The organism is Variovorax sp. 01N425 (assembly GCF_056399465.1).
In genome coordinates this window covers 24,908-49,478 of sequence record NZ_JBFTRJ010000028.1, presented here as the reverse complement: position 1 = coordinate 49,478, position 24,571 = coordinate 24,908, and the positions used below count along the sequence as shown (strand labels likewise).

Annotated in this window: 19 protein-coding genes and 4 tRNA genes; 8 read left to right on the top strand and 15 right to left on the bottom strand. The window is 66.5% G+C overall.

What is annotated here, in order from left to right; all coding sequences use genetic code 11:
- Nucleotides 1-479 (bottom strand): acetyl-coenzyme A synthetase N-terminal domain-containing protein (locus AC1DSC_RS31255; protein WP_478131998.1); only part of this gene is annotated, 479 nt, incomplete at its 3' end.
- A gap of 148 nt (nt 480-627) precedes the next feature.
- On the opposite strand from AC1DSC_RS31255, the gene AC1DSC_RS31250 reads away from it, so the two are divergent.
- Nucleotides 628-1,266, top strand: coding sequence for a YqhA family protein (locus AC1DSC_RS31250; RefSeq protein WP_012747634.1), 639 nt, complete (start codon nt 628-630; stop codon nt 1,264-1,266).
- On the opposite strand, the gene AC1DSC_RS31245 is transcribed toward AC1DSC_RS31250, so the two are convergent.
- Nucleotides 1,226-2,188 (bottom strand): LysR family transcriptional regulator, encoded by a 963-nt coding sequence (locus tag AC1DSC_RS31245; RefSeq protein ID WP_012747633.1) that lies wholly within the window; start codon nt 2,186-2,188, stop codon nt 1,226-1,228. The genes AC1DSC_RS31250 and AC1DSC_RS31245 overlap by 41 nt on opposite strands.
- A gap of 102 nt (nt 2,189-2,290) precedes the next feature.
- On the opposite strand from AC1DSC_RS31245, the gene AC1DSC_RS31240 reads away from it, so the two are divergent.
- Entirely contained in the window at nt 2,291-2,908 is a 618-nt protein-coding gene (locus AC1DSC_RS31240; protein WP_012747632.1) for an NAD(P)-dependent oxidoreductase, read from the top strand.
- On the opposite strand, the gene fumC is transcribed toward AC1DSC_RS31240, so the two are convergent.
- Nucleotides 2,909-4,306, bottom strand: coding sequence for a class II fumarate hydratase (gene fumC / locus AC1DSC_RS31235; RefSeq protein WP_012747631.1), 1,398 nt, complete (start codon nt 4,304-4,306; stop codon nt 2,909-2,911).
- 507 nt (nt 4,307-4,813) lie between these two features.
- Here fumC and proV point away from each other — a divergent pair.
- Genes proV through AC1DSC_RS31205 form a run of 6 tightly spaced genes read left to right on the top strand, consistent with a single transcriptional unit; the run spans nt 4,814 to nt 11,497 of the window.
- Nucleotides 4,814-6,067, top strand: coding sequence for a glycine betaine/L-proline ABC transporter ATP-binding protein ProV (proV, locus tag AC1DSC_RS31230; RefSeq protein WP_012747630.1), 1,254 nt, complete (start codon nt 4,814-4,816; stop codon nt 6,065-6,067).
- 25 nt (nt 6,068-6,092) lie between these two features.
- Entirely contained in the window at nt 6,093-7,244 is a 1,152-nt protein-coding gene (proW, locus tag AC1DSC_RS31225) for a glycine betaine/L-proline ABC transporter permease ProW (RefSeq protein WP_012747629.1), read from the top strand.
- A gap of 23 nt (nt 7,245-7,267) precedes the next feature.
- Entirely contained in the window at nt 7,268-8,278 is a 1,011-nt protein-coding gene (proX, locus tag AC1DSC_RS31220; protein ID WP_012747628.1) for a glycine betaine/L-proline ABC transporter substrate-binding protein ProX, read from the top strand.
- Between the two features lie 58 nt (nt 8,279-8,336).
- Nucleotides 8,337-9,890 carry a fumarate hydratase gene (locus AC1DSC_RS31215; RefSeq protein ID WP_012747627.1) on the top strand — a complete coding sequence of 518 codons (1,554 nt, stop codon included), beginning with the start codon at nt 8,337-8,339 and terminating at the stop codon, nt 9,888-9,890.
- Nucleotides 9,887-10,696 carry a glutamate racemase gene (gene murI / locus AC1DSC_RS31210; RefSeq protein ID WP_012747626.1) on the top strand — a complete coding sequence of 270 codons (810 nt, stop codon included), beginning with the start codon at nt 9,887-9,889 and terminating at the stop codon, nt 10,694-10,696. Before AC1DSC_RS31215 ends, murI begins: the two co-directional genes overlap by 4 nt.
- Nucleotides 10,697-10,714: 18 nt before the next feature.
- Nucleotides 10,715-11,497 (top strand): PA3715 family protein, encoded by a 783-nt coding sequence (locus AC1DSC_RS31205; RefSeq protein ID WP_012747625.1) that lies wholly within the window; start codon nt 10,715-10,717, stop codon nt 11,495-11,497.
- Between the two features lie 10 nt (nt 11,498-11,507).
- Here AC1DSC_RS31205 and AC1DSC_RS31200 read toward each other — a convergent pair whose 3' ends face one another.
- The 12 genes from AC1DSC_RS31200 to AC1DSC_RS31145 form a co-directional block, all read right to left on the bottom strand.
- The gene (locus AC1DSC_RS31200; RefSeq protein WP_012747624.1) at nt 11,508-12,809 is read right to left on the bottom strand and encodes an MFS transporter; all 1,302 of its coding nucleotides are present in this window, start codon (nt 12,807-12,809) and stop codon (nt 11,508-11,510) included.
- 51 nt (nt 12,810-12,860) lie between these two features.
- Nucleotides 12,861-13,493 (bottom strand): DUF6806 family protein, encoded by a 633-nt coding sequence (locus tag AC1DSC_RS31195; RefSeq protein ID WP_012747623.1) that lies wholly within the window; start codon nt 13,491-13,493, stop codon nt 12,861-12,863.
- A 22-nt stretch (nt 13,494-13,515) separates the two neighbouring features.
- Nucleotides 13,516-13,607: transfer RNA gene (locus AC1DSC_RS31190), tRNA-Leu, on the bottom strand.
- Nucleotides 13,608-13,720: 113 nt separating this feature from the next.
- A tRNA-Cys gene (locus AC1DSC_RS31185) sits at nt 13,721-13,794 on the bottom strand.
- 64 nt (nt 13,795-13,858) lie between these two features.
- Nucleotides 13,859-13,934 (bottom strand) — tRNA-Gly (locus AC1DSC_RS31180).
- A gap of 54 nt (nt 13,935-13,988) precedes the next feature.
- Nucleotides 13,989-16,430, bottom strand: a complete 2,442-nt coding sequence (gene lon / locus AC1DSC_RS31175) for an endopeptidase La (protein ID WP_012747622.1) — start codon at nt 16,428-16,430, stop codon at nt 13,989-13,991.
- A 119-nt stretch (nt 16,431-16,549) separates the two neighbouring features.
- A complete protein-coding gene (gene clpX, locus AC1DSC_RS31170) occupies nt 16,550-17,815 on the bottom strand; it encodes an ATP-dependent Clp protease ATP-binding subunit ClpX (RefSeq protein ID WP_012747621.1) in 1,266 nt (421 codons plus the stop codon).
- Nucleotides 17,816-17,937: 122 nt separating this feature from the next.
- On the bottom strand, nt 17,938-18,546 hold the full coding sequence (gene clpP / locus AC1DSC_RS31165; protein WP_012747620.1) for an ATP-dependent Clp endopeptidase proteolytic subunit ClpP: 609 nt from the start codon (nt 18,544-18,546) through the stop codon (nt 17,938-17,940).
- A 114-nt stretch (nt 18,547-18,660) separates the two neighbouring features.
- The gene (gene tig, locus AC1DSC_RS31160) at nt 18,661-19,974 is read right to left on the bottom strand and encodes a trigger factor (protein WP_012747619.1); all 1,314 of its coding nucleotides are present in this window, start codon (nt 19,972-19,974) and stop codon (nt 18,661-18,663) included.
- 26 nt (nt 19,975-20,000) lie between these two features.
- Nucleotides 20,001-20,087, bottom strand: a tRNA-Leu gene (locus AC1DSC_RS31155).
- Nucleotides 20,088-20,200: 113 nt separating this feature from the next.
- Complete coding sequence (locus AC1DSC_RS31150; protein WP_012747618.1) at nt 20,201-23,356, bottom strand: efflux RND transporter permease subunit; 3,156 nt, start codon at nt 23,354-23,356, stop codon at nt 20,201-20,203.
- The gene (locus tag AC1DSC_RS31145; RefSeq protein WP_012747617.1) at nt 23,353-24,546 is read right to left on the bottom strand and encodes an efflux RND transporter periplasmic adaptor subunit; all 1,194 of its coding nucleotides are present in this window, start codon (nt 24,544-24,546) and stop codon (nt 23,353-23,355) included. The genes AC1DSC_RS31150 and AC1DSC_RS31145 overlap by 4 nt, the downstream gene beginning before the upstream one ends.
- Between the last annotated feature and the right edge of the window lie 25 nt (nt 24,547-24,571).

Below are 24,571 nucleotides of genomic sequence, written 5' to 3'. Positions count from 1 at the left end.
ATGGCGACCACGCCCTCGATGGTCATGGGCATGTAGATGATGACGCGGTCGCCCTTGCCGATGCCGGCGGCCTTCAGGGCGTTGGCGAACTGGCTCACGCGGGCGAGCAGTTCCTTGTAGCTGACGCGGGTGACGGCGCCGTCGTCGGCTTCGAAGACGATGGCGGTCTTGTGTTCGACGGGGGTGCCGATGTGGCGGTCCAGGCAGTTGGCGCTGGCGTTGAGTTCGCCGTCGCCGAACCATTGGTAGAAGGGGGCGTTGGATTCGTCGAGTGTCTTCGTGAAGGGTTGGGTCCAGCTCAGGTTCTCGCGCGCCAGGCGGCTCCAGAAGCCTTCGAAGTCCTGTTCGGCCTCCTGGCACAGGGCCTCGTAGGCGGCCATGCCGGCAATGCGCGCGCCAGCGCTGGCGCGGGCGTCGGGGGGGAACACGCGGTTCTCGACCAGGACGGATTCGATGTTCTTCGATGCGCTGCTGCTCATTTTCTTGTCTCCTTGATCTAGGTGCGGCCGTAATGTCGGCGGGCCCACTTACGGGCCACTGACGGTTGCGATGTTAGTTCGCAGGGTTATCACGAGTCGGACATGGGGGCACCTCTAGAATCGCCGGTCGTTTCCAACCATCCTCTCCATGTCCGCACCCGAATCCTTCGACCGCCCGAATACGCCTGTTCCAGCCCGCGGCTCGCCGCTGCGGCCGCTGCCCAAGCTGATTTTCGCGAGCCGCTGGCTGCAGCTGCCGCTCTACCTGGGGCTGATCGTGGCGCAGGCGGTGTACGTGGTGCACTTCCTGGTCGAGCTGCTGCACCTGGTGGAGGCGGCCTTCGGCAGCAAGGACGCGCTGCAGGCGCTGATCACCAGCATCGGCTACAAGACCACCGCGCCGGTGGGCACGCTCAACGAAACAGTGATCATGCTGGTGGTGCTGGCGCTGATCGACGTGGTGATGATCTCCAACCTGCTGATCATGGTGATCGTGGGCGGCTACGAAACCTTCGTGAGCCGCATGGACCTCGAAGGCCACCGCGACCAGCCCGAGTGGCTGAGCCATGTGAACGCCTCGGTGCTCAAGGTCAAGCTGGCCACCGCCATCATCGGCATCAGCTCGATCCACCTGCTGAAGACCTTCATCAACGCGGACAACTACACCGACCGCGTGCTGATTGCGCAGACCGTGATCCACATCGCCTTCCTGTTCTCGGCCATGGCCATCGCCTACACCGACAGGCTCATGGCGCCCGCCGTGCCGCAGGGCGGCGGTTCGCACTGAGCGCCGGGCCTGCCTGCGGCAGGTCCCAGGCGGGCACGCCGGTAAAACGCCTGGCAAGAAAGTCGAGCATTGTGCGCAGCGTGGCCGGCATGTGCTTGCGCGAGGCATACACCGCATACATGCCGACCACCTGCGGCTCGAACTCCGGGAACAGCCGCACCAGTTCGCCGGCCTGCAGCAGGCCGGCGGTCAGGTAGGTCGGCAGCATCGCGATGCCGGCCCCGGCCCGCGCCAGGTGCATCAGGCTCGCGGCATCGTTGGTCGACACGTTGCCGCCCACGGCCACCGACACGGGCGTGCCGTCTTCCCTGCGCGTGAAATTCCAGAGGCTGCGCCCGAAGTACGAGTGCGTGAGGCAGTTGCGCTGGGCCAGCTCCTCCACGCGCAGCGGCTGCCCGTGCTCCTTCAGGTAGCCGGGTGATGCGCACACCACCGAGCGGCAATCGGTGAGCCGCCGCGCAATCAGGTTGGGATCGATCTCCACCGCCACGCGGATCGCCAGGTCGATGCGCTCGTCCACCAGGTTCACCGCCCGGTCCAGCAGCACCAGGTCGACCGCCACGCCGGGATGGAGCCGCACGTAGTCGGCCACGGCATCGGCCAGCTGCGCCTGTGCGAACGAGGTGCTGGCCGTGATGCGCAGCTGGCCGCGCGGCGCCTCGGCCGGCTGCCGCACGGCCTCCTGCATGTCGCCCGCGAGCTCGAGCACCTGGCGGCAGCGCGGCAGCAGTTCCTCGCCCGCCGCCGTGAGGCTCAGCCGGCGCGTCGTGCGGTGCAAGAGGCGCGCACCCGTCCATTGCTCGAGTTCGGCCACGTAGCGCGTGACCACCGGGCGCGAGAGGTCGAGCTTGTCGGCCGCGGCCGAAAGGCTGCCCGAATCCACCACGGTGACGAACACGCGCATTGCATTCAATCGGTCCATTCGAACGATTTTAGGAATAAACAAGCGCGCAATTCGAGGTATTTCTTTCGAAAGCAGAAACCTAAGATGCGCTTCATCCCAACCACTTTCTGGAGCCATCCAATGAGCCACATCGCCATCATCGGCGCCACCGGACGCGCCGGCGGCCGCCTTCTCGAAGAGGCCCTGCGCCGCGGCCACACCGTGACGGCCATCGCGCGCAAGGCGAGCGAAAAACTCTCGGGCCGCACCAACGTGAAGGCCATCGACCTCGACGTGCTCGACAGCGCCGCGCTCGAAAAGGCACTGGCCGGCCACGACGCCGTCTTCAGCGCCGCGCACTTCTCCACCGTGCCGCCCGCGGCCATCATCGAGCCGGCCAAGCGCGCAGGCGTGAAGCGCCTGCTGGTGGTCGGCGGCGCCGGCAGCCTGTTCGCGGCGCCGGGCCTGAAGGTGATCGACACGCCGAACTTCCCCGAGGCCTACAAGGCCGAGGCCACAGCCGGCGGCGTGTTCCTGGAGGCGCTGCGCAACGAGAAGGAACTCGACTGGACTTTTCTCTCGCCCTCGGCCGAGTTCGTCGAAGGCGAGCGCACGGGCAAGTTCCGCCTGGGCAAGGACGACCTGCTCGTGAGCGCCGAGGGGCGCAGCTGGATCACCTTCGAGGACTACGCGATCGCGTTCATCGACGAGCTCGAAAAACCGGCGCACTCGCGCCAGCGCTACACCATCGGGTACTGATCAACGGCCGGTCATGTTCTCCGGCACCACCCACTGGTCGAACTGCTCGGCCGTGAGGTGGCCCGAAGCAATCGCGGCCTCGCGCAGGCTGGTGCCTTCCTTGTGCGCCTTCTTCGCGATGTAGGCCGACTTGTCGTAGCCGATGTGCGTGTTGAGCGCCGTCACCAGCATCAGCGAACGCTGCACCAGCTCGGTGATGCGTTCGCGGTTCGGCTCGATGCCCACGGCGCAGTGGTCGTTGAAGCTCACCATGCCGTCGGCCAGCAGGCGCACGCTCTGCAGGAAGTTGTGCGCCACCATCGGGCGGAACACATTCAGTTCGAAGTTGCCCGAGGCGCCGCCGATGTTGATGGCCACGTCGTTGCCGAACACCTGCGCGGCCAGCATCGTGACGGCTTCGCTCTGTGTCGGGTTGACCTTGCCCGGCATGATCGAAGAGCCCGGTTCGTTCTCTGGAATGCTGAGTTCGCCGATGCCGCTGCGCGGGCCGCTCGCGAGCCAGCGCACGTCGTTGGCAATCTTGTTCATGCTGGCGGCAAGTGTCTTGAGCGCGCCGTGGGCATGCACCAGCGCATCGACGCTGGCCATGGCTTCGAACTTGTTGGGCGCGGTCACGAACGGCAGGCCCGTGAGCTTGGCCAGCTCGGCCGCCACCTGCTCGGCATAGCCCTTGGGCGCATTGAGCCCGGTGCCGACGGCCGTGCCGCCCAGCGCCAGTTCGCACAGGTGCGGCAGCGCGGCGCGCACATGCGCCTCGCCATGCGCGAGCTGCGCCACATAGCCCGAGAACTCCTGGCCCAGCGTGAGCGGCGTGGCGTCCTGCAGGTGGGTGCGGCCGATCTTCACGATGTCGGCAAAGTCCTTCGACTTCTGCTCGAGCGTGCTGCGCAGCCTGGCGATGGCCGGCAGCAGCTTGTGCGTGATGGCCTCGACGGCCGCCACGTGCATGGCGGTGGGGAACACGTCGTTGCTCGACTGGCTGCGGTTCACGTCGTCGTTCGGGTGCACGAGGCGCCCTTCCCCGCGCTCGCCGCCGAGCAGTTCGCTCGCGCGGTTGGCCAGCACCTCGTTGACGTTCATGTTGGTCTGCGTGCCCGAGCCGGTCTGCCAGACCACCAGCGGAAACTCGCCCGGATGCTTGCCGGCAATGACCTCGTCGGCCGCGGCCACGATGGCCTTGGTTTTTTTCTCGTCCTGCAGGCCCAGCGCGTGGTTGACCACGGCCGAGGCGCGCTTGACCTGCGCCAGCGCCTTGATGATCTCGCGCGGCTGCTGCTCGCCGGAGATGTCGAAGTTCTGCAGCGAGCGCTGCGTCTGCGCACCCCACAGCTTGTCGGCCGGCACGTCGATCGGTCCGAAGGTATCGCGCTCGGCACGGGTCTTGGGGGAAGTCGTCATGAGAAAAACTCCGCAGTCATGGATGGTCGCGCCGCCTGATCGGGCGCGGGCCCGAGTATCGGCCAACAAGAATAGCTCGCATCTGACGGGGCCATTGAGCCGCCGCCGACATCACGTTACGCCCGTCGGGTTGACTCGCGTCATGTCAAAAAGTTATAATCGTGGGCTTCAGACGACCAACAAGTCATGTAAATCATGGTTGGTCGGCCCTGCACTACTCGCGGATCTCCGAATCCCGTCGCGGTGCGAGGTTCTCCCCGCCGGGCCCTGTCCGGCGAACCGGCCGGATCGTTCCGGCCCCACTGCCACGCCACCTTTCGGCGGGCACTGGTTTCGTCGCCACGTCGTCTTCAGTGCCTGTCGGCAGCCTCCAGGGCTCGCCGGGCCATTGCACGCGTTCGCTCGCGCTCTGTGTTCGCAGCCTGTCGGCTGATGGCGTGACCGTTGCCGCTTCGCGCTTTGTCGCAGCGGCGCTGTGTCCAACCTTCACACAAGGAGCCCCGGCGTATGGCCAAAGGAATTCTCATCGACCATGTCTTCAAGGTGTTCGGCGACGCGCCCGAACAGGCGCTCGAACTCGTGCGCCAAGGTTTTTCGAAGAAGGAGATCCTTGCGCAAACGGGCCAGTCGATCGGCGTGTTCGATGCCACCTTCGAGATCCAGGCCGGCGAGATCTTCGTCATCATGGGCCTCTCGGGTTCGGGCAAGTCGACGTTGGTGCGCCTGCTGAACCGGCTGATCGAGCCGACCGCAGGCCGCATCGTGATCGACGGCGCGGACATCAACGAGCACTCCGACGCCAGGCTGCGCGCGCTGCGCCGCAAGGACATCAGCATGGTGTTCCAGTCCTTCGCGCTGATGCCGCACATGACGGTGCGCGAGAACACCGCCTTCGGCCTCGAACTGTCGGGCACGAGCAAGAAGGAACGCCTCGCGCAGGCCGACCTGGCGCTCGCGCAGGTGGGCCTCGCGGGCTGGGGCGACAGCTATCCCGACGAGCTCTCGGGCGGCATGCAGCAGCGCGTGGGCCTGGCGCGCGCGCTGGCCTCGGACCCGTCGATCCTCTTGATGGACGAGGCCTTCTCGGCGCTCGACCCGATCATCCGCACCGAGATGCAGTCGGAGCTGCTGCGGCTGCAGAAGGAGCAGCGGCGCACCATCGTCTTCATCTCGCACGACCTCGACGAGGCCATGCGCATCGGCGACCGCATCGCGATCATGAAGGACGGCCAGGTGATCCAGGTCGGCACGCCCGACGAGATCCTGCGCAGCCCGGCCGACGACTACGTGCGCAGCTTCGTGCGCGGCGTCGATGCGGCGGCTGTGTTCAAGGCGGCGGACATCGCGCGCAAGTCGCTCACGGTGGTGTGCGAGCACCCCGAGCGCGGTGCGCGCGCGGCGCTCAAGCTGCTCGAAGACCAGGACCGCGACTTCGCCTACGTGACGAGCCCGAACAAGCGCTTCCTCGGCGTGGTGTCGGCGGACACGCTGCGCGGCGCGCTCGACGGGCATTCAGGCTCGCTGGGGCTGCAGCACGCATTCATTGGCGACCTGCCGCGCATCGATGCCGAAGCCCCGGTGGCAGGCCTGATCGGCCAGCTCGCGCAGGCGCCGTGCGCGCTGCCGGTGGTGGCGAACGATGGCCGCTTCTGCGGTGCGATCAGCAAGACGACGCTGCTCAAGTTCCTCGACCGCGACACGCCGCCGATCGAGCCCGTCCTGCCCAACGCCGCACCCGCGCTCGCCGCCGAGCCGCACTGAAGAATTCACGAAGGCCCCCTGAACGATGAACGACAACACACTTCCTTCCGACCTGAGCACGCCCGCAACTCCCGCCTTCGCCGATCCGTGGGAAGCGCTCTCTGCCGCGCCCGACACCTCGGCCACCAGCGCCTGGCTCGATGCGCCCGCCGACGCGGCCCACCAGCTGGCCGGCTCGGCCGATGCCACGGCCAGCGGCTTGCAGCTGCACCGCCTGTGGGACGGCTCCCTGCCCGTCGAATCCTGGATCAACCAGGGCCTCGGCTGGGTGGTCGAGCATTTCCGCCCCTTCTTCCAGACCCTGCGCCTGCCCATCGACAGCACGCTGAACTGGGTCCAGGGCCTGCTGACCGGCCTGCCGACGCTCGCGATGATCGCGCTGATCGGCCTCTTCGCCTGGCAGTTCGCCGGCCGTGCGCTGGCCATCGGCACCACGGCGGCGCTGCTGCTCGTGGCCATGCTGGGCATCTGGCCCGAGGCGATGGTGACGCTGTCGCTGGTGCTGACCTCGCTGGTGTTCTGCATGATCATCGGCCTGCCGCTCGGCGTGCTGCTGGCCAGCAGCGACCGCGCGCAGCGCCTCATGCGCCCGGTGCTCGACGCGATGCAGACCACGCCCGCCTTCGTCTACCTGGTGCCGGTGGTGATGCTGTTCGGCATCGGCAACGTGCCGGGCGTGATCGTGACCATCATCTTCGCGCTGGCGCCGCTGGTGCGCCTGACCAACCTGGGCCTGCGCCAGGTGCGGCCCGACCTGATCGAGGCCGCGCGCGCCTACGGCGCCTCGCCCTGGCAGATGCTCGTGAAGGTGCAGCTGCCGCTGGCCATGCCTTCGATCATGGCGGGCATCAACCAGGCGCTGATGCTGTCGCTGTCGATGGTGGTGATCGCCTCGATGATCGCCGTCGGCGGCCTGGGCCAGATGGTGCTGCGCGGCATCGGCCGGCTCGACATGGGCCTCGCGACCGTGGGCGGCCTGGGCATCGTGCTGCTGGCGATCTCGCTCGACCGGCTCACGCAGGCCATGGGCAAGTCGCGCCGCAGCGCCGGGCGCCGCTGGTGGCACACCGGGCCGGCCGGCCTGGCGCTGCGCCTGCTGCAGCGCCTCGTGGGTACGCCGCCCCGCGGTGACGGTGCGAACGAGCCCGTTCCCGCCCTCGCCACGCAAGCGCAATGAGCCGTCACGCAGGAAATCAACGCATGAAGAAAAGAACCCGTCTCATCCTTGCCCGCGGCCTGCTGGCCCTCGGTTTCGCCGCCTTCGGCATGGGCGCACAGGCCGCCAATGACCTGCCCGGCCAGGGCGTCACCGTGCAGCCGCTCAAGAGCTCGCTCGCCGAAGAGGCGTTCCAGACGCTGCTCGTGATGCGCGCGCTCGAGAAGCTCGGCTACACGGTGGAGCCCATGAAGGACCTCGAACCCGCCACCGAGCACCTGGCCATCGCCAATGGCGACGCCACCTTCATGGCCAACCACTGGAGCCTGCTGCACGCCGACTTCTACAAGAACAGCGGCGGCGACGCCAAGCTGTGGCGCAAGGGCGTGTACTCGGACGGCGCGGTGCAGGGCTACCTGATCGACCGCAAGACGGCCGAGCAGTACAACATCCGCAGCATCGCGCAGCTGAAAGACCCGGCCATCGCCAGGCTGTTCGATGCCGACGGCGACGGCAAGGCCGACCTGACGGGCTGCAACCCCGGCTGGGGCTGCGAACTGGCGATCGAGAACCACCTGACGGCCTACCAGCTGCGCGACACCGTCACGCACAAGCAGGGCAGCTATGCCGCGCTGATGGCCGACACCATCGCCCGCTTCAAGCAGGACAAGCCGGTGCTGTACTACACCTGGACGCCCTACTGGGTCAGCGCGGTGCTGCGGCCCGGTGCGGACGTGGTGTGGCTGCAGGTGCCCTTCTCGTCCTCCCAGGGCGGCAACGCGGACACGCAGCTTCCCAACGGCAAGAACTACGGCTTCCAGGCCAACCAGGAGCAGATCGTCGCCAACCGGGCCTTCGTCGAGAAAAACCCGGCCGCCGGCCGGCTGTTCGAGGTGATGAAACTGCCGATCGGCGACATCAACGCCCAGAACCTGCGCATGAGCCAGGGCGCCAACACGCAGCAAGACCTGGAGCGCCACACTGACGGCTGGATCCGGGCGCACCGGCCGCTGTTCGATGGCTGGATCGAGCAAGCCCGGGCCGCCGCAAGGTAGAACGCGGCGGCTGAGATAATCGGGGGGCGTTTCCACACTCCAAAAAACACCCCCCACCATGACGACCACGATCCAGCAGGCCGACCTGATCGAATCGATCAGCGCCGCGCTGCAGTACATCAGCTACTACCATCCCGCCGACTACATCGCCCACTTGGCCAAGGCCTACGAGCGCGAGCAAAGCCCCGCCGCCAAGGACGCCATCGCGCAGATCCTCACCAACAGCAAGATGAGCGCCACGGGCCACCGCCCGATCTGCCAGGACACCGGCATCGTCAACGTGTTCCTCAAGGTGGGCATGGACGTGCGCTGGGGCGGCTTCACCGGCAGCCTGGACGACGCCATCAACGAAGGCGTGCGCCGCGGCTACAACCATCCCGACAACACGCTGCGCGCCTCGGTCGTGGCCGATCCGCAGTTCGACCGCAAGAACACCAAGGACAACACGCCCGCGGTGATCTTCACCGAGATCGTCCCGGGCAACACCGTCGAGGTGACGGTCGCAGCCAAGGGCGGCGGCAGCGAGAACAAGAGCAAGCTCGTGATGCTGAACCCCGGCGACAGCGTGGTCGACTGGGTGCTCAAGACCGTGCCGACCATGGGCGCCGGCTGGTGCCCGCCGGGCATGCTGGGCATCGGCATCGGCGGCACGGCCGAGAAGGCCGCGCTGATGGCCAAGGAAAGCCTGATGGACGACCTCGACATGCACGAGCTGCAGGCCAAGAAGGCCTCGGGCGCGGAACTGAGCAAGGTCGAGGCGCTGCGCATCGAGCTGTACGAGAAGGTCAATGCGCTGGGCATCGGCGCGCAAGGCCTGGGCGGCCTGGCCACCGTGCTGGACATCAAGATCAAGATGTATCCGACGCACGCGGCCAGCAAGCCCGTGGCAATGATCCCCAACTGCGCGGCCACGCGGCATGCGCACTTCGTGATGGACGGCAGCGGCGCGGTCTACCTCGACCCGCCCTCGCTCGACCTCTGGCCCGACGTCAACTGGGCACCCGACGAAAAGAAGAGCAAGCGCGTCGACCTCGACAAGCTCACGCCCGCCGAAGTGGCCAGCTGGAAGCCCGGAGACACACTGCTGCTCAACGGCAAGATGCTCACCGGCCGCGATGCCGCGCACAAGCGCATCCAGGACATGCTGGCCAAGGGCGAGAAGCTGCCAGTCGATTTCACCAACCGCGTCATCTACTACGTCGGCCCGGTCGATCCGGTGGGCGGCGAGGCCGTGGGCCCGGCCGGCCCGACCACCGCCACGCGCATGGACGGCTTCACCGAGATGATGCTGGCCCAGACCGGCCTGATCGCGATGATCGGCAAGGCCGAGCGCGGCCCGGTTGCCATCGATGCCATCAAGAAGCACAAGAGCGCCTACCTCATGGCCGTGGGCGGCGCCGCTTACCTCGTGAGCAAGGCGATCAAGACCGCCAAGGTGGTGGGCTTCGAGGACCTGGGCATGGAAGCCATCTATGAATTCGACGTGGTCGACATGCCGGTGACGGTGGCGGTCGATGCCGGCGGCACCAGCGCGCACATCACCGGCCCGGCCGAGTGGCAGAAGCGCATTGCGAGCGGCGAGTTCAAGACCATCATGATGGAAGAGGCTTGAACCACCCGGTCGGCGTCTTCGACAGCGGCGTCGGCGGGCTCAGCGTGCTGGCCGCGCTGCGCGCCGAGCTGCCGCACGAGCGCTTCGTGTACTTTGCCGACACCGCGTTCGCGCCCTATGGCGAACGCGGCGATGCCTACGTGATCGAGCGCTCGCGCAAGGTGGCGGAGCAACTGATGGCCGAGCACGGCATCAAGGCGCTGGTGGTGGCCTGCAACACGGCCACCACGGCCGCGATCCACCTGCTGCGCGCCGAGCATCCGGCCTTGCCCATCGTCGGCCTGGAGCCTGCGCTCAAGCCCGCCGTGGCGACCAGCCGCACCGGCCACATCGCGGTGATGGCCACGCGCGGAACGCTGGCCAGCGCCAAATACGCGGCGCTGCGCGACTCCTTCGCAGGAACAGCCAATGTGCGCGCCGTGCCCTGCGACGGGCTCGTGAAGGCGATCGAGGGCTTCGACACCGCGGCCATCACCGAACTCTGCGCCCGCTACATGGCCGAAGCCGGCCCCCTCGGCGATGGACCCGGCCAGGTCGATACCGTGGTGCTCGGCTGCACCCACTACCCACTCGTGAAAAATGAACTTCAGCGCCATGCGCCGCCCGCGCTGCGCTTCATCGACACCGGCGCGCCGGTCGCGCAGCAGGCCCGGCGCGTGCTGGCTTCGCTCGGCCGCCTCGCGCCCAGCGGCGAAGGCGGGCTGGTCCTGCAGGGCAGCGGCGACGCCGCCGTGCTCGAAGCCGCCGCTGCGCACTGGCTGCAACAGCCCCAAGCTGCTCCGGCTGCTGCCGCAACCGCTGCCTGAAGCCGATCCGACAACAACATGCGTCTTCGTCTCTTGCGCTGCGCCCTGCTGCTGCTCGGCCTCTCGGCAGCAGGCCTCGGCCATGCGGCCTGCGAGAGCGGCCTTGCCGAGCGCATGCATGCCAAGCTCCATCCGAACCGCCCGCTCGACGAGCGCCTGGCCGCCTGCAAGCCCTGGCCCGCCTTTCCGGGCCGCAGCATCGTGGTGCTGCCCGTGCCGCGCGAAACCAGCAGCACGGGCGCCAAGGTCTTCGACCTGGAGCTGCTGCTGATCCAGCGGCCCGACAACGGCAACACCGAGCGCGACACGGTGATCGGCCGCATCTTCCAGCCCGAGGCGCTCGACGAAGACGCCGCCACCGCCATCCAGGACATCCGCATCGACACCTCGCGCTACGTGCTGTCGTCCGACACGCGCGCCTTCGGGCTGCGCGTGCGCTACCGGGGCACGGCGCCGGGCAGCACGGTGGCCAGCGAAACCATCCGCCTCTACGTGCACCACGGCAGCAAGCTGCGCGAGGTGCTGCAGGAAGTCGAGCTCGACCACGACAGCGGCGAATGGGACAGCAGTTGCACCGGCCGCTTCGAGCAGCTTCGCACCATGCTTTCGGTCGGCAAGTCGGCGAGCAACGGCTATGCCGATCTGCAGCTGTCGCGCACGCTGGTGCAGGGCCGCGCGCAGATGCAGGAAGACCAGAGCTGCACCGAGAAGGCCATGCCCGCGCGCTTCAATGCCGTGACGCTGCGCTACGACGGCGAGCGCTACCGCGTGCCCAAGTCGCTGCGCCAGCAGCCGCCCTGAGCCGGCCGGTTCAGGCGCCGCGCAGCGCGGCCGCCCTGCCGCGCGCCATGTCGATCGGCAGCAACAGCAGCAGCCCCGCAATGAACAGCGCCGCGGTCGAGAGAATCGCAATGCGCTGGTTGCCGCCCGCGGCCCAGGTGATGGCGCCGAACATCAGCGGACCGATGATGCCCGCGAGCCGCGTGGCAAAGGTCCAGAGCCCGAAGAACTCCGCAAGCTGCCGCGGCGGCGCCAGGAAGCCCGTCATCGCGCGGCCGGCCGACTGGCTCGAGCCCATCGCAAGCCCTGCAATGGCGGCGGCCCACCAGAAGGTGCCCTTGGTGGTCGCCATCGCGGCAATCACGCAGACCGCGATCCAGGCCACCAGCGTGCCGGCCAGCGAGATCTTGTGGCCGATGCGGTCCTGCACGTAGCCGAAGCCGAAGGCGCCGACAGCGGCCGCGATGTTGAGCACGAAGATCAGCACCATGGTCTCGCTCGCCACGAAGCCGATGACCTGCTCGGCATAGATGGCGGCGAGCGTGATGGCCACTGCCACGCCGCCCTGGTAGCAGACGGTGCAGACCAGCAGCTGCATGAAATCGCGGTAGGCGCGGGCCTGCCCGAAGGTGGCGCGCAATTGCTGCCATGCGCCCACTGCGCTGCCGGCCGCACGGGGCTGCGCACGCTCGGGCAGGAGCGCGAAGGTGGCGCAGGCGGCTGCGCCGTAGATGGCCGCGGTGATCAGCATCGTGACCGGGACGAAATGCGATGCAGGCAGGCCTTTGGCCTGGGCCGACAGCACGTAGGCCAGGCACAGCCCGAGCGCCAGCATGCCGCCGACGTAGCCGAAGCTCCAGCCCCATCCGCTGACCTTGCCCATGCCCTCGGCGGTCGCGAGTTCAGGCAGGAAGGCGCCGGTCAGCGACTCGCCGTAGGAATAGAAGGTGTTGGAGACGATGATCAGCGCCATCGCAACCGCAACGCCCATGGCCCCCGAGAACCTCGGCGTGAATGCGAGCGCCGCCGTGGCAAGTACGCAGCCCAGCGTCGCCACGGCGAGCACGCGCTTCTTGGCGGCACGCCGGTCGGCCCAGGCGCCGATCGCGGGCATCGAAAGCATGACGACGGCATAGGACGCGCTGAGCGCCGCAGTCCAGGCGAATGCGGCCCACGGCGCCCCCTTGGCGATGCCGCCCACGAAGTAGGCGGCAAACACGGCCGTGATGACGACCGTGGTGTAGCCGGAATTCGCAAAGTCGTACATGGCCCAGCCGAACACCTCGCGCTTGCGCACGCCGGCGTTCAGGGCAGATGACGGAAACAGCGCCATGCGGCGACGGATGATCGACCGGGCGCCGGACGCAGCCTTGGCCCGATCGGATCAGTGCAGGTGGCGCGGGCGGCGGCCGCCGCCATGCCCACCGCCGCTGCCACTGCCGCCCGTGCCCCGCGGGCGCTTGCCGATCTCGAGCGAATTCACGAGCGCATCGAAGCGGTCGCTGAAAAGGCGGTCGATCTCGGACACCACGCCGCCGAGCTCGGCGCCATCGAAGTGGCGCTCCATCAGGTTGACGACGTCTTCCACCAGCAGGTCGCGCTGCACCTGCATGATCGCGGCCGGGTTGGGGCCGACGAACAGCATCAGGAAATCGTCGCGCGACTCTTCGTCGGGGTCGCCCTCTTCTTCGTCGAAGTCGGTGTCGTAGAAGGTGACCTCGATGGCGGCGCCGCGCTCGGACAGTTCGTTCAGGGCCATGCACATCTCGTCGAGCGCCTGGCGAAAGTCTTCGTCGCCCGGCACCGTCCAGCAGATCTGGAGCATGTGGTCCTTCTGCTCGAAGCGGATGCCGGGTTCTTCTTCGTAGGTGCTGGTCGCGCCGTCGGCCAGCGACTTGGCGCCTGCGTAGGCCCACAGCGGCTTGAGCGCTTCCTGGATCTGGTCGAAGCCGACGTCGGAGCGCAAGGGCACGTCGCCGTGCACATGGATTTCAAATGGAGCGTTGTAACGAGGCATGGAGTGCTCCCTTGTCTAAATGTGGTGCCCGGAACGGGGGTCGAACCCGTATGCCCCGATTAAGGAAGCGGCGGATTTTAAGTCCGATGTGTCTACCAATTTCACCATCCGGGCCTCGGGTTGAACATCGACGATAACCCAAACGAAACGGGCCCCGGCAACGCAGGTTGGCGGGGCTGGTTTTTTTCGGTGGAGGGCGGATCGAGCTTGATCAGAGAGGGAGAAGGTGGAGGCGCGACCCGGAGTCGAACCGGGCTAGACGGATTTGCAATCCGTTGCATAACCGCTTTGCTATCGCGCCACGCTGCTGAAAACGAAATCGAATTCGCGAAAAAAAGGGAAGCAGTGCTTCCCTTTTTCAAAACTGGAGCGGGAAAAGAGTCTCGAACTCTCGACCTCAACCTTGGCAAGGTTGCGCTCTACCAACTGAGCTATTCCCGCGTTTCGAGCCTTGAATTATAGAACATTTTTTCGGGGCTCGGCAAGTTCTGCCGATCAATGTTTGACGGAACCCTCTGAAGCCGGCGTGCCCGCACGTTGCTTGGCCAGCTCGGCCACGGCGGCCGCGGAGGCGGCAACCTCCTCGTCCGACAGCGGCTCGGGCATCTTCTCGAGCGCGATCTCCAGGACCTTGTCGATCCACTTCACGGGCACGATCTCGAGGCCGTTCTTCACGTTCTCGGGAATGTCCTGCAGGTCCTTCGCGTTTTCCTCGGGAATCAACACGGTCTTGATGCCGCCGCGCAATGCGGCCAGCAGCTTTTCCTTCAGGCCGCCGATGGCCGTGACCTCGCCGCGCAGCGTGATCTCGCCCGTCATGGCAACGTCTGCACGCACGGGAATGCCCGTGAGCGCCGACACGAAGGCCGTGGTCATGGCCGCACCCGCGCTCGGGCCGTCCTTGGGCGTTGCGCCATCGGGCACGTGGATGTGGATGTCGCGCTTCTCGAACACCTCGTCCTTGATGCCCAGGCGGCGCGAGCGGCTGCGCACCACGGTGCGCGCGGCCTCGACCGATTCCTTCATCACGTCGCCCAGCGATCCGGTGCGGCTGATCACGCCCTTGCCGGGCATGGTGACCGCCTCGATGGTGAGCAGGTCGCCGCCCACCTCGGTCCAGGCCAGGCCGACCACCTGGCCCACCTGGTTCTGCTTCTCGGCCAGTCCGAAGCTGTACTTGCGCACGCCCAGGAAGTCGTTGAGGTTGGAGCCATCCACCGTGACCTTGGGCGTCATCTGCTTGAGCAGCAGGCCCTTGACCACCTTGCGGCAGATCTTGGAAAGCTCGCGCTCGAGCGAACGCACACCGGCTTCGCGCGTGTAGTAGCGCACGATGCCGCGCACGGCCTCTTCGGTGACGAGCAGTTCGTCTTCCTTGACGCCGTTGTTCTTCATCTGCTTGGGCAGCAGGTACTTGATCGCGATGTTGGTCTTCTCGTCCTCGGTGTAGCCCGAGAGGCGGATGACTTCCATCCGGTCGAGCAGCGCCGGCGGGATGTTCATCGAGTTCGAGGTGGCGACGAACATCACGTCGGACAGGTCGAAGTCGACCTCGACGTAGTGGTCGCCGAAGGTGTGGTTCTGCTCGGGGTCGAGCACCTCGAGCAGCGCACTCGACGGGTCGCCGCGGAAGTCGGTGCCCAGCTTGTCGATTTCGTCGAGCAGGAACAGCGGATTGCGCGTGCCGATCTTGCTCAGCCCCTGCAGCACCTTGCCCGGCAGTGCGCCGATGTAGGTGCGGCGGTGGCCGCGGATCTCGGCCTCGTCGCGCATGCCGCCCAGCGCCATGCGGGTGTACTTGCGGCCGGTCGCCTTGGCGATCGACTGCCCGAGCGAGGTCTTGCCCACGCCGGGCGGGCCCACGAGGCACAGGATGGGCGCCTTGACCTTGTCGACGCGCTGCTGCACCGCGAGATATTCGAGGATGCGGTCCTTGACCTTCTCCAGGCCGTAGTGGTCGGCATTGAGCACCGCCTCGGCATTGGCCAGGTCGTGCTTGATCTTGGTCTTCTTGCTCCAGGGCAGGCCGACCAGCACGTCGATGTAGTTGCGCACCACGGTGGCCTCGGCCGACATGGGCGACATCAGCTTGAGCTTCTTGAGCTCGCCCTCGGCCTTCTTGAGCGCTTCCTTGGGCATCTTGGCGAGCTTGATCTTCTTCTCGATCTCCTCGATGTCCGCGCCCTCTTCGCCTTCGCCGAGCTCCTTCTGGATCGCCTTGACCTGCTCGTTGAGATAGAAGTCGCGCTGGTTCTTTTCCATCTGGCGCTTCACGCGGCCGCGGATCTTCTTGTCGACGTTGAGGATGTCGACCTCGCGCTCGAGCTGGCCGAACAGGTTCTCCAGGCGCGACTTGACGTCGTCCAGGTCGAGCACGGCCTGCTTGTTGTCGAGCTTGAGCGGCAGGTGCGCGGCGATGGTGTCGGCCAGGCGGCCCGGATCGTCGATGCTGGAGATCGACGTGAGGATCTCGGGCGGGATCTTCTTGTTGAGCTTGACGTACTGGTCGAACTGCTGCATCACGGCACGGCGCAGCGCCTCGACCTCGGTGCCCTTCTCGCTGCTCGCGGCCGCCTCGACGGGCGTCACGTTGGCCGAGAAGTGGGTCTCGCCGTCGTCGATGCGGTTCACGCGGGCGCGCTGCTGGCCTTCGACCAGCACCTTCACGGTGCCGTCAGGCAGCTTGAGCATCTGCAGGATGGTCGAGACGCAACCCACCTCGAACATGTCCTCGACCGAGGGCTCGTCCTTGGCGGCGGCCTTCTGGGCCACCAGCATGATGCGGCGCTCGGCCTCCATGGCCAGTTCGAGCGCCTTGATGCTCTTGGGGCGACCCACGAACAGCGGGATCACCATGTGAGGGAACACGACCACGTCGCGCAGCGGCAGCAGCGGCAGGTCGATCGCGTCGGCAGGCAGGGGGGTATGACCGGACATGAATATCCTTTGATTGATCAGGCAAAGATGGATGGGTGTTCGGGCATTTCAAGCCCGTGCACCCGGTCTTTGTCGAAGGCGCCGGACGCCTTGCTGGAAAGTGCCGGCGCCGCGTTCACTCAGGCCTTCTTGGCCGCTTCGCGGTACACGAGCAGCGGCGGCTTGTTTTCATCAATTGTGGATTCCTCGACCACAACCTTGTCGACGTTGGTGGCATTCGGCAGCTCGAACATGGTGTCGATCAGCGACTGTTCGAGGATCGAACGCAGGCCCCGCGCGCCGGTCTTGCGGGCCAGCGCCTTGCGTGCAATGGCCTTGAGCGCCGCGGGACGGATCTCCAGGTCGACGCCTTCCATCTGCAGCAGCTTGGTGAACTGCTTGACCACGGCGTTCTTGGGCTCGGTCAGGATCTGCACCAGCGCGTCTTCGCTGAGCTCGGCCAGCGAGGCGACCACGGGCATGCGGCCCACCAGTTCGGGGATCAGGCCGAACTTGATCAGGTCTTCGGGCTCGACCTCGCGGAACACCTCGGTGATGCTGCGCTGCGCCTTGCTCTTGACCGAGGCGCCGAAGCCGATGCCCGAGGCCTCGGTGCGGTTCTCGATGACCTTCTCGAGGCCGGCAAAGGCGCCGCCGCAGATGAACAGGATGTTGGTCGTGTCGATCTGCAGGAAGTCCTGGTTCGGGTGCTTGCGCCCGCCCTGTGGCGGCACGCTGGCCATGGTGCCTTCGATGAGCTTGAGCAGCGCCTGCTGCACGCCCTCCCCCGACACGTCGCGCGTGATGGACGGGTTGTCCGACTTGCGCGAGATCTTGTCGATCTCGTCGATGTAGACGATGCCGCGCTGGGCGCGCTCGACTTCGTAGTTGCAGCTTTGCAGCAGCTTCTGGATGATGTTCTCGACGTCCTCGCCCACGTAGCCGGCTTCGGTCAGCGTGGTGGCGTCGGCCATCACGAAGGGCACGTCGAGCATGCGCGCGAGCGTTTGCGCGAGCAGCGTCTTGCCCGAGCCCGTGGGGCCGATCAGGAGGATGTTGCTCTTGCTGAGCTCGACGTCGTCGCCCTTGGCCTTTTCCTTGTGGCGCAGGCGCTTGTAGTGGTTGTAGACCGCCACCGACAGCATGCGCTTGGCCGGCTCCTGGCCGATCACGTAGTTGTCGAGGTTGGTCTTGATTTCCAGCGGCGTGGGCAGGTCGCTGCGCGCCTCGCGCGCCTCTTCACCGGCCGGGAGCTCGTCGCGGATGATTTCGTTGCAAAGGTCGATGCACTCGTCGCAAATGAAGACCGAAGGGCCCGCGATCAGCTTCTTGACCTCATGCTGGCTCTTGCCGCAGAACGAGCAATAAAGCGTTTTTTCGCTGGAGGAGCCTTTTTTTTCGGCCATGGACAGGTGCCTCGTAAAGGGGTGGGGACAATGATAACTAAACAAAAACGGCGTTTCCCGTGTGGAAAACGCCGGTTTTTGCCTTTTTGGCGCCGCCGGCGCCGCGGCAGGGGCTCAATGCCTCAGCTGCGCTTCGCAATGACCTGGTCCACCAGGCCGTAGTCCTTGGCTTCGTCGGCCGTGAGGAAATAGTCGCGTTCGGTGTCCGACTTGACTTTTTCGAGCGGCTGGCCCGTGCGTTCGGCCAGGATGCGGTTCATCTGGTCCTTGGTGCGCAGGATGTCGCGGGCGTGGATCTCGATGTCCGTGGCCTGGCCGCGCGCGCCGCCGAGCACCTGGTGGATCATGATCTTCGAATTGGGCAGCGAGAAGCGCTTGCCCTTTTCTCCGGCCGCCAGCAGGAAGGCGCCCATGCTGGCCGCAAAGCCGATGCACATGGTGGAAACGTCTGGCTTGATGAACTGCATGGTGTCGTAGATGGCCATGCCGGCGCTCACGCTGCCGCCCGGGGAGTTGATGTAGAACGAAATGTCCTTGTCCGGGTTCTCGCTCTCGAGGAACAGCAGCTGCGCCACCACGAGGTTGGCGGTCTGGTCGTTCACCTCGCCCACCAGGAAAATGATGCGCTCCTTGAGGAGGCGCGAATAGATGTCGTAGGACCGCTCGCCGCGGCCCGACTGCTCGATGACCATCGGGATCATGCCGAGGCCTTTGATTTCCTGTGCGCTCATTGAATTGCTCTCCGGAAAAGGGTTCGTTCGCTGTTCGAATTTACTGTACGCCTGAGTGAAATGGGGCTCGTGCCGCAAAGCACAAGCCCCATTGGCGTCGCGGGCGGCAGTGGATCAGCCTTGTTGCGCCATCAGCTCGTCGAACGACACCGACTTTTCCTTGACCTTGGCCTTGCCGAGCACGAAATCGGTCACGTTGTTCTCGATGACCACGGCTTCGACTTCGGCCAGGCGGTTGTTGTCGCTGAAGTACCAGCGCACCACGTCGGCCGGCTTTTCGTAGCTGGCGGCCAGCTCGTCGATGTGGGCCTTGATCTGCTCGGGCTTGGCCTGCAGGTTGTTGGCGCGCACCAGCTCGGCCACCACGAGGCCCAGGCGCACGCGGCGCTCTGCTTGGGGACGGAACACTTCGTCGGGGATCGGTGCCTTGTCGGCATCCTTGATGCCGCGCTGCTTGAGCTCGGCGCGGGCGCCTTCGACCATGCGGTTGACTTCGGACTGCACGCTCGCGTTGGGCAGGTCGAGCTCGGCGTTGGCCACCAGGGTGTCCATCACGGCGTTCTTGTTGCGCGCCAGCAGGCGGAACTTCACTTCGCGCTCGAGGTTCTTCTTGATGTCGGCGCGCAGGCCCTCGACCGTGGCTTCGGCAATGCCGAGCGACTTGGCGAGCTGTTCGTTGACTTCGGGCAGGTGCGAGGCTTCGATCTTCTTCACGGTGACCATGAAGTCGGCCTGCTTGCCGGCCACGTCCTTGCCGTGGTAGTCGGCCGGGAACGAGAGCGGGAAGGTGCGGCTGTCGCCGGCCTTCATGCCGCGCACGGCGTCTTCGAATTCCTTGAGCATCTGGCCTTCGCCGACGATGAACTGGAAGTCTTCGGCCTTGCCGCCCGGGAAGGGCTCGCCGTCGATCTTGCCTTCGAAATCGACCGTCACGCGGTCGTCGTCCTGGGCCACGGCGTCCTGGGCGCGCTGCGCGAAGGTGCGGCGCTGCTTGCGCAGGATGTCCAGCGTCTTGTCGATGGCGTCCTCGCCCACTTCGGCCGAGAGCTTCTCGACTTCGGCGTTCGACAGGTCGTTGATCTTGACTTCGGGGAACACTTCGAAGACCGCGTCGAAGGCGAGCTGGCCTTCGGGCGACTCTTCCTTCTCGGTGATGCGGGGCTGGCCGGCCACGCGCAGCTTGGCTTCGTTGGCGGCCTGCGAGAAGGCTTCGCCGACCTTGTCGTTCATGACTTCGTAGTGCACCGAGTAGCCGTAGCGCTGGGCCACGACGTTCATGGGCACCTTGCCGGGACGGAAGCCATCCATCTTGACGGTGCGCGCGAGCTTCTTGAGGCGCGAATCGACTTCGGACTGGATGGTGCCGACCGGCAGGGTCAGCGTGATCTTGCGTTCGAGCTTCTCGAGAGTTTCAACGGTCACGGTCATGGTGTCTTCCTTGTGAGGGGTGTGGCTGGTGCGCGGGGCCGGACTCGAACCGGCACGTTCTTGCGAACGTCAGGACCTAAACCTGGTGCGTCTACCAATTTCGCCACCCGCGCTTGCCAATTTTTCAGGTGAATGCAAAGGCGGACGGCCCTGGTGCCGCGGACCCCCGATTGCCGGATGCCTGCCGCCCAAAGACCGTCCGCCTGAAATCGGTCAACCGCGTATTTTAAGCGCTAATCGGGAGCTCTTTCGGCTCCCGCTTGACGCGGAAGGCGGCGGCGTACATTGCCGGCAGCGCCAGCAGGGTCAATACGGTCGCCACGATCAGCCCGCCCATGATGGCCACGGCCATCGGCCCCCAGAACACGCTGCGGGAGAGCGGAATCATCGCCAGCACCGCCGCGGCCGCCGTCAGCACGATCGGCCGCAGGCGCCGCACGGCCGATTCCACGATCGCATCCCAGGCCGGCACGCCGGCCTCGCGGTCGCTCTCGATCTGGTCGATCAGGATCACCGCGTTGCGCTGGATCATGCCCATCAGCGCGATCACGCCCAGCAGCGCCACGAAGCCGAACGGACGGTTCAGCAGCAGCAGCGCACCGGCCACGCCGGCGATGCCCATCGGGCCGGTGATGAACACCAGCAGCGAGCGGCTGAAGCTGTGCAGCTGCAGCATCAGGAGCGTGAACACCAGGAACAGCATGATCGGCACGCCCGCCACGATGGACGCCGAGCCCTTGCTGCTTTCCTCGACCGCGCCCGCCACCTCGATGCGGTAGCCGCCCTCGCCGGCTGCGTGCCAGCCGGCCTCGAGCTGGCGCAGCTTCGGCAGCAGCTGCTCGGTCACCGTGGCGCCCTGCAGGCCTTCGACCACGTCGCCCTGCACCGTGATGGCGTAGTCGCGGTTCTCGCGCCACATCACGCCGGGTTCCCAGCTGAACACCGGCCGGGCGATCTGGGTCAGCGGAATCGAACGGCCCGAGGTGGTGGGCAGGTAGGCGTTGCCGATGTCCGAGATGGCCTCGCGCTCGTCGGCCGACTGGCGCAGCACGATGTCGATCAGCAGGTCGTTCTCGCGGTACTGGCCCACGGTGGTGCCGGAGAACATGGTCTTGGACGCCTGGGCGATCGCCTGGCTGGTGACGCCGAGCGCGCGCGCCTTGGCCTGGTCGACCTCCAGGCGGATCACCTTGACCGATTCGTTCCAGTTGTCGTTCACGCCGCGCATGTTGGCGTTCTCGCGCAGCACGGCCTTGACCTCGTCGGCATGCGCGCGCAGCTGGGCGGGGTCGGTGCCGATCACGCGGAACTGCACCGGATACGGCACCGGCGGCCCGTTGGGCAGCAGCTTCACACGGCCGCGCACTTCGGGAAATTCCTGCGCCAAGAGCGCGGGCAGCTTGATGCGCAGGGTCTCCCGCACCTTCAGGTCCTTGGCCAGCACGATGAGCTGCGAGACGTTGGTCTGCGGAAAGACCTGATCCAGCGGCAGGTAGAAGCGCGGCACGCCGGAGCCGATCCAGGTGCTGACGGTCTTCACGCCCTCTTCCTTCATGATGCGCTGCTCGACGCGCTTGGCGACTTCTTCGTTGGCCGCGAACGAGGTGCCTTCGGGGAACCAGATGTCCACCATGATCTCCGGCCGGCTCGAATCCGGGAAGAACTGTTGCTGCACCTTGCCCATGCCGAAGATGCCGAGCGCGAAGATCAGCACCGTGGCACCGATGGTCAGCCACCGGTGCTGCACGCACCAGTTCACCGCGCGGCGGAAGTTGTTGTAGAACGGCGTGTCGAACAGCTCGTGCGGCGGCGCATCGGGGTCGTGCGGCTTGACCTTGAGCAGCAGCGTGCCCAGGTAGGGCACGAAGTACACCGAGACGATCCACGACAGCACCAGCGCGATCACCGTTACCGCGAAGATAGCGAAGGTGTATTCGCCCGTGACCGACTTGGCGATGCCGATCGGCAGGAAGCCCGCGGCCGTGATGAGCGTGCCGGTCAGCATGGGCTTGGCCGTGACGTCGTAGGCGAAGGTGGCGGCGCGCACCTTGTCGTAGCCCTCCTCCATCTTCCGCACCATCATCTCGACCGCGATGATCGCGTCGTCCACCAGGAGGCCGAGCGCGATGATCAGCGACCCCAGCGATATCTTGTGCAGCCCGATGCCGAAATAGTTCATGGACAGGAAGGTCACGGCCAGCACCAGCGGGATCGTGATGGCCACCACCAGCCCCGGCCGGATGTCGATGTACCAGCCGAATCGCCCGCCCTTGTGCAGGCCCAGCGAGATGATGCTCACGGCCAGCACGATCGCCACCGCCTCGATCAGCACGCCGACGAATTCGTTGACCGAGCTGGACACCGACACCGGCTGGTCCTGCACCTGCGCGAGCTTCACGCCGGCCGGCAGGCGCTGGTCGATCTCCGCGGTGGTGGCGCGCAGCGCCTTGCCCAGCGCGATGATGTCGCCGCCCTTGGCCATGGAAACGCCGAGCGCGACGACTTCCTTGCCCTGGTGGTGCACCTTCACGGCCGGCGGATCGATGTAGCCGCGGTGGATCTCGGCGATGTCGCCGAGCCTGAGCTGGTTGCCCGAGCTGCCGCGGATCGGCATCTCGCGCAGCTGCTCGACGTTGGTGAACTGCCCGCCCACGCGCACCTGCACCACGTCGAGCGGCGACTGGATCGTGCCTGCGCTCTCGATCGCGTTCTGCGAGCCGAGCTGGGCCAGCACCGCGTTGAAGTCCAACCCCAGCTGCGCGACGCGCTTCTGGGAGATCTCGATGTAGACCTTCTGGTCCTGCACGCCGAACTGGTCGACCTTGGCCACGTCCTTCACGCGCAGCAGCTGCTGGCGCACCTCGTCGGCCAGGGTCTTGAGCTCGGCCTGGCTGAAGCCTTCGCTCTCCAGCGCGTAGATCACGCCATAGACGTCGCCGAAATCGTCATTGAAGAACGGCCCCTGCACGCCCGGCGGCAGCGTGTTGCGCATGTCGCCGACCTTCTTGCGCACCGTGTACCAGACATTGGCCACGTCGGCGGCCTTGGACGAGTCCTTGATCTGGAAAATGATCTGCGACTCGCCCGGCTTCGAATAGCTGCGGATCTTGTCGGCGTACGGTGCCTCCTGCAGCGTGCGCTCGAGCTTGTCGGTGACCTGCTCGGCCACCTGCTGGGCAGTGGCGCCGGGCCAGAAGGTGCGAACCACCATGGCACGGAAGGTGAACGGCGGGTCTTCGTCCTGGCCGAGCTGGAAGTACGCGAAGGCGCCCAGCACCATCAGCACCACCATCAGGTAGCGCGTGAGCGGCGCGTGGTCCAGCGCCCATTTGGAAAGATTGAAGCCGGCGGGCTTGGCGGTGGTTGCTGCGCCTTCCGTCATTTGGAAGCACCTGCAGCGATCTCCTTCTTCGAGGCCGCCACGGCCTCGACCGGCTGCGCCGATTCCTTCGCGTTGGCGGCCGCCGCGGCAGCCTCCTTCGACTGGTAGATGGTGACCTTCTGCCCCGGCGAGAGCACGTGCACGCCCGCCGCCACGACCATCATGCCGGGCGCGAGGCCGGCGCCGATCACGGCCTCGTTGCCGTCGGCCGTGGCCACCTGCACGGGCTGTGAGCGCACCGTCATGGTCGACTTGTCGAGCACCCAAACCGCCGTGCCCTTGCCTTCCTGGCGCAAGGCGCTGGTCGGCAGCTTCATGACCGCGCCGCCGGTGCGTGCCAGCGCCTGCGGGCGGGCATACACGGTGGCGCCGAGCGCCGGCGAGGTGGCGGCATCGATCGCCACCTTGACCGCATAGGTGCGCGTGACCGCGTCGGCGCTGGCCGCCACCTCGCGCACCTGGCCTTGCAGCTCGCTGCCGCCCGACCAGCCGCGCACCGTGACCGGCGAGCCGGGCTTGATCAGCGCGGCGCGGTCTTCGGGCACCGCAAACACCACGTCGCGCGCGCCGTCCTGCGCAATGCGCACGACGGGCGTGCCCGCCTGCACCACCTGGCCGGGCTCGGCCTCGATGGCGGTGATGACGCCGGCCACGTCGGCCACCAGCGTGGTGTAGCTGGCCTGGTTGCCCTGCGACGAGAGCTGGGCCTGCGCCTGCTCGAGCTGCGCCTGCGCGGCCTTCCAGGTGGATTCGCGGCGCTCCAGCTCGGCGCCGCTGATGAAGTTCTGCGTACGCAGTTCGGTATAGCGCTTGAGATCGGCTGCCGCGAGATCGCGGTTGGTCTGGGCCGCCGCCAGCTGCGCGCGCGCCGCTTCAGCGGCCAGCCGGTAGTCCTGCGGATCGAGCTGCGCCAGCACCTGGCCGGCCTGCACGTGCTGGCCGAGCTCGGCCTGGCGCTTGGTGATCTTGCCCGCCACGCGGAAGCCCAGCCGCGATTCGACGCGCGCCCGGACTTCGGCCGAGAACTCGGGCTGGGCGTCGAAATCGCTGGTGCCCACAGTCACCAGCTTGACCGCGCGCACAGGTTCCTCGGCCGGCTTCGACTGCGAACAGCCGGCCAGGAACAAGGCGGGAAGCAGCAGCCAGGCGGCACTGCGGGCAAGAGGAGAAAAGCCGGAGGAGGCAGTCATGAGACACCCTAGAAAGGTCGAACCC

Coding starts and splice junctions, on each gene's coding strand:
- AC1DSC_RS31240 (WP_012747632.1), top strand. CDS start 2,291: ATGAGCCACATCGCCATCATCGGCGCCACCGGACGCGCCGGCGGCCGC.
- AC1DSC_RS31215 (WP_012747627.1), top strand. CDS start 8,337: ATGACGACCACGATCCAGCAGGCCGACCTGATCGAATCGATCAGCGCC.
- AC1DSC_RS31200 (WP_012747624.1), bottom strand. CDS start 12,809: ATGGCGCTGTTTCCGTCATCTGCCCTGAACGCCGGCGTGCGCAAGCGC.
- AC1DSC_RS31205 (WP_012747625.1), top strand. CDS start 10,715: ATGCGTCTTCGTCTCTTGCGCTGCGCCCTGCTGCTGCTCGGCCTCTCG.
- AC1DSC_RS31150 (WP_012747618.1), bottom strand. CDS start 23,356: ATGACGGAAGGCGCAGCAACCACCGCCAAGCCCGCCGGCTTCAATCTT.
- AC1DSC_RS31250 (WP_012747634.1), top strand. CDS start 628: ATGTCCGCACCCGAATCCTTCGACCGCCCGAATACGCCTGTTCCAGCC.
- clpP (WP_012747620.1), bottom strand. CDS start 18,546: ATGAGCGCACAGGAAATCAAAGGCCTCGGCATGATCCCGATGGTCATC.
- proW (WP_012747629.1), top strand. CDS start 6,093: ATGAACGACAACACACTTCCTTCCGACCTGAGCACGCCCGCAACTCCC.
- clpX (WP_012747621.1), bottom strand. CDS start 17,815: ATGGCCGAAAAAAAAGGCTCCTCCAGCGAAAAAACGCTTTATTGCTCG.
- AC1DSC_RS31195 (WP_012747623.1), bottom strand. CDS start 13,493: ATGCCTCGTTACAACGCTCCATTTGAAATCCATGTGCACGGCGACGTG.
- proV (WP_012747630.1), top strand. CDS start 4,814: ATGGCCAAAGGAATTCTCATCGACCATGTCTTCAAGGTGTTCGGCGAC.
- AC1DSC_RS31245 (WP_012747633.1), bottom strand. CDS start 2,188: ATGGACCGATTGAATGCAATGCGCGTGTTCGTCACCGTGGTGGATTCG.
- AC1DSC_RS31145 (WP_012747617.1), bottom strand. CDS start 24,546: ATGACTGCCTCCTCCGGCTTTTCTCCTCTTGCCCGCAGTGCCGCCTGG.
- lon (WP_012747622.1), bottom strand. CDS start 16,430: ATGTCCGGTCATACCCCCCTGCCTGCCGACGCGATCGACCTGCCGCTG.
- fumC (WP_012747631.1), bottom strand. CDS start 4,306: ATGACGACTTCCCCCAAGACCCGTGCCGAGCGCGATACCTTCGGACCG.
- tig (WP_012747619.1), bottom strand. CDS start 19,974: ATGACCGTGACCGTTGAAACTCTCGAGAAGCTCGAACGCAAGATCACG.
- proX (WP_012747628.1), top strand. CDS start 7,268: ATGAAGAAAAGAACCCGTCTCATCCTTGCCCGCGGCCTGCTGGCCCTC.